This window comes from Campylobacter sp. TTU-622 (assembly GCF_016598965.1).
Classification (GTDB): domain Bacteria; phylum Campylobacterota; class Campylobacteria; order Campylobacterales; family Campylobacteraceae; genus Campylobacter_D.
The window spans coordinates 1-6,533 of sequence record NZ_JAENKR010000073.1 but is presented as its reverse complement, the minus strand read 5'-3'; the positions used below and the strand labels follow the sequence as shown (position 1 = coordinate 6,533).

Below are 6,533 nucleotides of genomic sequence, written 5' to 3'. Positions count from 1 at the left end.
TGATTTATTTTTTTTTTTTTTTGATAAAATTCGAAAGTTTAGATTTTTTATATTTGAAAGAATTAAGGAAATAAAATGGTAGATGAGCAAGTTTTTTTAGATTTTCAAAAAGAATGGTCTTTAGAAAAGGTTTCAAAAATGAGTATCGAAGAGTATAATCAGCTTGGAAATACTAATACATTTACTTATTGGTTAGAACATAGATTAGAGAAATTTGCAAGTATAAAAGGAGCTGCTGGAGGATTGGCAAATTTAAAATTTGGTATTTGTCATTGTGGTGGTAAGACATATAAAATTAAAGAAAGGATAAAATATTCGTCTGATAAACAATATGCATGGTTAATTAGTTATGCTGAAGGTGCTAGGGATAAGAATGAAGCATTTGACATAATTAAACAAAAAATTATAAATATAATAAAAGCAAGTCAGAATAATAACTTAGAAACTATAGAAAAAATTATTTTTCCTAATATAGTTAAATGGAAAATAGCTTTTCATTATCAAAATCCTAAAAATATTAAAATTTTTAATATTTTTTCTCAAGTAGTTTTAAATAAAATATCTTTAGGTGAATTTAAGGAACAATTAAAAACTTATCAACTCCATCAAAAATTATTAGAAGGTAAAAATTTCTCACTTGATGAAATGAGAGAAAAAATTTCTAAGCCTTTATGGGATAAGTATGGCAGTAATGAAAAATCTACTGAAAATATAGAGGAGGCAATGGATAATAATATAAGTGAAATTCCTTTAAATCAAATTCTTTATGGACCTCCAGGTACAGGAAAAACTTATCATACTATAGATAAGGCTTTAGAAATTTTAGGTGAAAATATAGAAAGTAGAGATGAGAAAAAAGCAAAATTTGATGAATATGTAAAAAATGGGCAAATAGTCTTTACAACTTTTCATCAAAGCTATGGATATGAAGAATTTGTAGAAGGTATAAAGCCTGATTTAGATAAAGAAAATGAAAATGAAAATTCACAAATTAATTATAAGGTTAAAGATGGAATTTTTAAAGAACTTTGCCAAAAGGCTTTAAAACTTGATTTAGATAAGTTAATTTTTGAATTTGCACATTTTATTAATCAAGAATTTATAAATCAAGGTAAGGAATTTCCATTAGAAAATAAAGTAAGCATTAAGAAGATATCTTTAAATTCTAAAGATAAGTATTGTTCTTTTTTATTGGGTGGATCAATTAAAAGCTCTCAAACATTAGTTATTAATACCATAAAAGAAAATTATTTAGACTTTAAGCATGGAAAAATAAAGAATTATAAAGATATAAAACCAAAATATGATAGTCAAAAGGATCATCACGGAAATGCGACTTATTATTTTATGTTTTATAAAAAATTAAGAGAATTTGAAGAAAACCAAAAAGAAAAATTTGAAATTACGAGTGAAAAATTAAAACCTTTTATAATCATCATTGATGAAATCAATCGTGGTAATGTAAGTAAGATTTTTGGTGAGCTTATAACCTTGATAGAGCCTAGTAAAAGATTGGGCAATAAGGAAGCATTAGAATTAACTTTGCCTTATAGTGGTGAAAAATTTGGAGTACCTAAAAATGTATATATTATAGGCACTATGAATACAGCTGATAGAAGTATCACTTCTCTTGATACAGCTCTAAGAAGACGTTTTGAATTTGTTGAGATGATGCCTGATGTGAGTGAATTATCTATAGATTGTGAAGGTATTAATTTACAAGAGTTATTAATAGCTATAAACACTCGCATAGAATATTTACTAGATAGAGAAAAAACTATAGGTCATGCATTTTTTATAGGTGTTGAAAATTTAGAAGGTTTAAAAAAGGTATTTCAAAATAAGATTATCCCTCTTTTACAAGAGTATTTTTATAATGATTATGCTTTAATTGATGATGTTTTAAATTCCAATGATATGATTGATAAAAAAGAATTAGAAAATATTAAATACCTCCAAAAAATAAAAACCTTAGATAATGTAGATAGCGAGAAAGTTATTTATAGTATTACTTTATTTGATGATGAAATTTGGGATAAACCTGAAACATATCGAACTATTTATAATGATGGGAAAAATCAATTAAACAATGATAAACAATAACACTTTTTCCATCATCGAACATCAAGCTTTTTCTAAAGAAGATTTAAAAGAAATTTTCAAAGAAAAGGCTGAAAGGTTTTACAAAGAGCTAGAAGATTTTGCAAAAAATAATGAAAATCTTCTAGGTTTTAAAAATAAAAATACCCTAAAAGCTAAAAATTATGTAGGCATTATCCAAACCAAAAGCGGAGTTTTGGAAATTTTACCAAAATGCACAAATTTAGAAAGTTACAAGTTAGAAAAAGATTTTTTGATACACGATAAAGAAAAGTTAAAAAAGTGGTATGATCTAAGCGAAGGTTTTAAAGATAATGAAATTTATGCAAACGATTTTAAATTTAACCCTAAAATTCTTTTAATCAATTTGCTAAAAACCTTAAAAAATTCTCCTTTTAAAAAGTCGCAAATTGCATCTTTGCAAAGTTCTAAAATGCCATTGTTTGAAATTTTTATCACGATGTTTTTAGATGAATTTGATAGTGTGTATAAAAAAGGTTTAATGAGATCTTATGTAGATTATGAGAGTAATAGAGCTTTTTTAAAAGGAAAACTACTTTTTAGTGAGCATATTAAACAAAATCTAGTTCATAAAGAAAGATTTTTTACAAGTTGTGATGAGTTTGTTTTAGATATAGCGCCAAACCGCTTAATAAAATCTACTCTAAATTTCTTAAAATCCAAAACAAATATAAATAAATTTAGACTCATAAAGTCCTTGCAAATGCTTGATGAGGTAGAATTTTCTAAAAATTATGAAAAAGATTTTAGCTATAAAATTTCAAGACATTTTGATTATTATGAAAACTTGCTTTTATGGTGCAAAATTTTCTTAAAAAACGAAAGTTTTATGCCTTATTATGGCAAAAATGAAGCCTTTGCTTTGCTTTTTCCTATGGAAAAGCTTTTTGAAGATTATGTGGCGTATATGCTAAAAAAAGCAAATCCAACTGAAAATATTAAAACTCAAAGTAGTGGAAAATACTTGATTTCAAAAAATAATGAAAAATGTTTTATGTTAAAGCCTGATTTATATATAGAAAATAAAATGATCTTAGATACTAAGTGGAAAATTCCAGATAGTGATGAAGATAAAAAGCAGGGCATAGCACAAAATGATTTGTATCAAATGTTTGCTTATGCTTGTAAATTTAAAATTTATGATATTAAGCTTGTGTATCCTTTGTGCGAGAAAACTCAAGATTTACAAAGAAAAACTACAGAAAAATTTTTTATTTTTAAAGCAAGTGAACATTTGTATTTTAAAGAACAAGAGCAAAAAGATATAAAAGTTCAAGTGCTTTTTGCGCCTTTACCTTTTTAAAAACTTACCTATCAAATGTATTAAAAATCCAAAACAAGCTACAGATATGATACAAGCACCGCTTGAGAGATTGAGATAATAGCTAAGCATAAGTCCTAAAATGCAAAAAATCATACTTAAAAAACTTGCTAAAATCATAATAAAACCAAGTCTTTTGCTAAAATTTTCAGCAATAAAACTTGGGATACTAAGTAAGGCCATAACTAAAATAAGCCCCACAAGGCGTATGGAAATAACTATACAAAAAGCCATAAGCGCAATTAAAAGATAATGAAAAAAGTTTATATTAATGCCACGAACTTTTGCAAATTCAGCATCAAAACTTAAAGCTTCAAATTGTCTATAAAATAAAACTATCAAAACTATTACTATTATATCAACTATACCCATAAGCCATAGATCTTGTGTTCCTATGGCTAAAATACTTCCAAAAAGATAAGCCATTAAATCCGTGTTGTAATTAGGACTTAAATCGATCAATATAATCCCAACAGCCATTCCAAAAGCCCAAATTACAGCAATAATGCTATCGCTTCTATATTCATAACGCTTAGCTAAAAAGGCCACTAAAAAAGCTAAAAATAAAGTAAATATTCCTGTGCTTAATAAAATAGGCAAAGAAAAATAAAAAGCTATTCCTATACCACCAAAAGCTCCGTGTGTTATACCTCCAGCCATAGAAAAAAGGCGATTTATCATCACTAAAGTCCCTATAACTCCGCAAGCTATACTGACTAAAAATGCTCCCAATAAAGCGTTTTGAAAAAAAGTGAAATTTAAAATTTCAAACATAATTTTCCTTTGAAAATTTCAAACAAAAATTTTCTTTTTTAAATTCGGTTTTTCTTAAATTTCTTCTTACAAATTCTTGTTCGCATAACTTTTTGCTATTACAATTTTTTTCATCGCAAAAACAAGAATTTAAACTCATTTCCACATCACAAAAATGAGAATGATTTTCGTATAAATGCTTTAAAAATAAACTTTTTTCTTTCTCTTTGGCGTTAGTATGTAAAAAAAGCTCTTTATTTAAATGAGCGATTTTATCACTATAAGCAAGCACTAGATTAATATCGTGGCAAATGAGTAAAATTCCTACACCTTTTTGATGCAAAGAACTTAAAAGTTCAAAAATTTGTATAGCAGATTTATTATCAACACTTGCAGTTGGCTCATCTAAAATCAGCATTTTGCATTCACTTGCTAATGCTCTTGCAATAAAAACGCGTTGTCTTTGCCCGCCGCTTAAAGAATTTATTGTTTTATTCCAAAAATTTTCCATTCCTACGCTTTTTAAAGCTTGTATAGCTTTTTCTTTATCTTCTTTGCTGTAAAAACCAAAAATTTTTTTACTTATAAGTCCCATAAGAACAATTTCAATTACTCTTGGATAAAAATTAGGATTTGCTAAAGTATATTGAGGAACATAACCTATTTCTTTTCTTTGAATAGCTTGAAATTTGATTTCATTTTTAGATTTTAAAAGTCCTAAGATAAGTTTTATGAGGGTTGATTTTCCTGCACCATTTGGACCTATGATAGAAAGAAAGTCTTTGTTATCATAATTTAGATTGATATTTTTTAAAACTATTTCATTTCCATATGTATAATTAAGATTAGAAATTTCAAAAAAAAGCATTAAAGACCTAATTATAGATTTTTAGAAAAGGCATCAGCTGTTTTTAAAAGTTCATTTTCCCAATCATAAGACAAATGATCTATTTTATAAATTTGCGCATCACATTCTTTTGCCAATGTTTTTGCCGCATTTTCAGGAAAGCCACTTTGAACAAAAATGACTTTTATATTTTTATTTTTTATTAGAGTGATTAGATTTTGCAAATCTTTGCTTTTTGGTTCTTTGCCTAGAATTTCTACGGGAATTTGTATAAGATTATAACGTTTTGCAAAATATGTCCAAGAAGGATGATAAACTACAAATTCTTTATTTTTTAATTTTTCTAGTTTTGATGCAATTTGCAAATTTAAACTATTTAACTCTTTTAAAAATTGATCTAAATTTTGTTTATATAAATTTTTATTTTGTGGATATTTTTGACTTAAAGCATCATAAATATTTAAAGCCATAGTTTGCACCAAGATAGGATCAAGCCAAGTATGAGGATCAAAGTATTCATGAGAATGTTCATGTTCATGAGAGTGATCGTGTAAATGTTCGTGCTCATCATCAGTTTCTAGTAAAGTTATATTTTTTTGTATATTTACAATTTGAAGTTTTGGGAAATTTTGTTTAAATTTATCTATAAAAACTTTTTCAAATTCTAATCCTATGGTAAAATAAATATCACTTTTTTCAAGATCTTTCATAGTGCTTGGTTTAAATTCAAAATTGTGTTCATTACTATTTGGCGGTAATATTATATTGATATTTAGAGTATTTGCGGCTATTTTCTTTACAAAAAATGCTTGAGGAGCTATGCTAACACTAATTAAAGGTTTTGCTTGTAGTATTAAAAAAGAAAAACATAATAATATAATTTTTTTCATTAGATTGACTTTCTAGAATGTTTTTAAAGATTTTTAAGCCTTATAGTATAGCAAACAATCGTTTAATTTTTTTTAATAAAAAATAAATTTTTATTTGATAAAATAACGGCTTTGAAAAAAATCTTTAATTTAAGGAGTTTTATATGAGCTTAAAATTTAAGGTTTCTTTGGTTGCAAATTTAATTGCAATTTTTTGCTTAGGTTTGCTTGGAATTATAACTTACATTTTCGTTAATAAGAGTATATATCATGAAGTTATAAATGCTGAAATAAACTATATTAAAGTTGCAAAAAATTCTATGATAAATTTTTCAAAGAACAATTCTGATACTCTTGAAAATTTTTCAAAAAGAATTTTGTCATTTTCTTATAATCAATTAAACAACCAACAAGCTTTGATGGAAAATATAGGAGATGATTTAAAATTATTAAGAGAAGCTGGAGGATTTTTAGCAGCTTATATTGCACAACCAGATGGTGAGCTTGTTGTAAGTGATACAGATTCTGATGCTAAAGGAAAGAATTTTGGTATTTATGGTAAAGCTGATAATTATGATGCAAGAACAAGAGATTATTATCAGGAAGCTTTAAAAACAAATGG

Annotated in this window: 5 protein-coding genes and 1 pseudogene; 3 read left to right on the top strand and 3 right to left on the bottom strand. The window is 26.1% G+C overall.

The genetic code is table 11. The features are described 5' to 3' along the window. Positions 1-75: 75 nt before the first annotated feature. Positions 76-2,103: an McrB family protein gene (locus tag JG677_RS06520; protein WP_234284653.1), complete on the top strand. Its 2,028-nt coding sequence runs from the start codon at positions 76-78 to the stop codon at positions 2,101-2,103. After that, on the top strand, positions 2,090-3,424 hold the full coding sequence (locus JG677_RS06515; protein ID WP_200285834.1) for an McrC family protein: 1,335 nt from the start codon (positions 2,090-2,092) through the stop codon (positions 3,422-3,424). The genes JG677_RS06520 and JG677_RS06515 overlap by 14 nt, the downstream gene beginning before the upstream one ends. On the opposite strand, the gene JG677_RS06510 is transcribed toward JG677_RS06515, so the two are convergent. Genes JG677_RS06510 through JG677_RS06500 form a run of 3 tightly spaced genes read right to left on the bottom strand, consistent with a single transcriptional unit; the run spans position 3,413 to position 5,932 of the window. Continuing rightward, positions 3,413-4,216, bottom strand: coding sequence for a metal ABC transporter permease (locus tag JG677_RS06510; protein ID WP_200285832.1), 804 nt, complete (start codon positions 4,214-4,216; stop codon positions 3,413-3,415). The genes JG677_RS06515 and JG677_RS06510 overlap by 12 nt on opposite strands. Beyond that, the gene (locus JG677_RS06505) at positions 4,209-5,063 is read right to left on the bottom strand and encodes an ABC transporter ATP-binding protein (RefSeq protein ID WP_200285830.1); all 855 of its coding nucleotides are present in this window, start codon (positions 5,061-5,063) and stop codon (positions 4,209-4,211) included. Before JG677_RS06505 ends, JG677_RS06510 begins: the two co-directional genes overlap by 8 nt. A gap of 11 nt (positions 5,064-5,074) precedes the next feature. Further along, complete coding sequence (locus JG677_RS06500) at positions 5,075-5,932, bottom strand: metal ABC transporter solute-binding protein, Zn/Mn family (RefSeq protein WP_200285827.1); 858 nt, start codon at positions 5,930-5,932, stop codon at positions 5,075-5,077. A 143-nt stretch (positions 5,933-6,075) separates the two neighbouring features. Between JG677_RS06500 and JG677_RS06495 the strand changes: the two are divergent. Next, positions 6,076-6,533, top strand: a pseudogene (locus tag JG677_RS06495) (methyl-accepting chemotaxis protein); the annotation flags it as partial.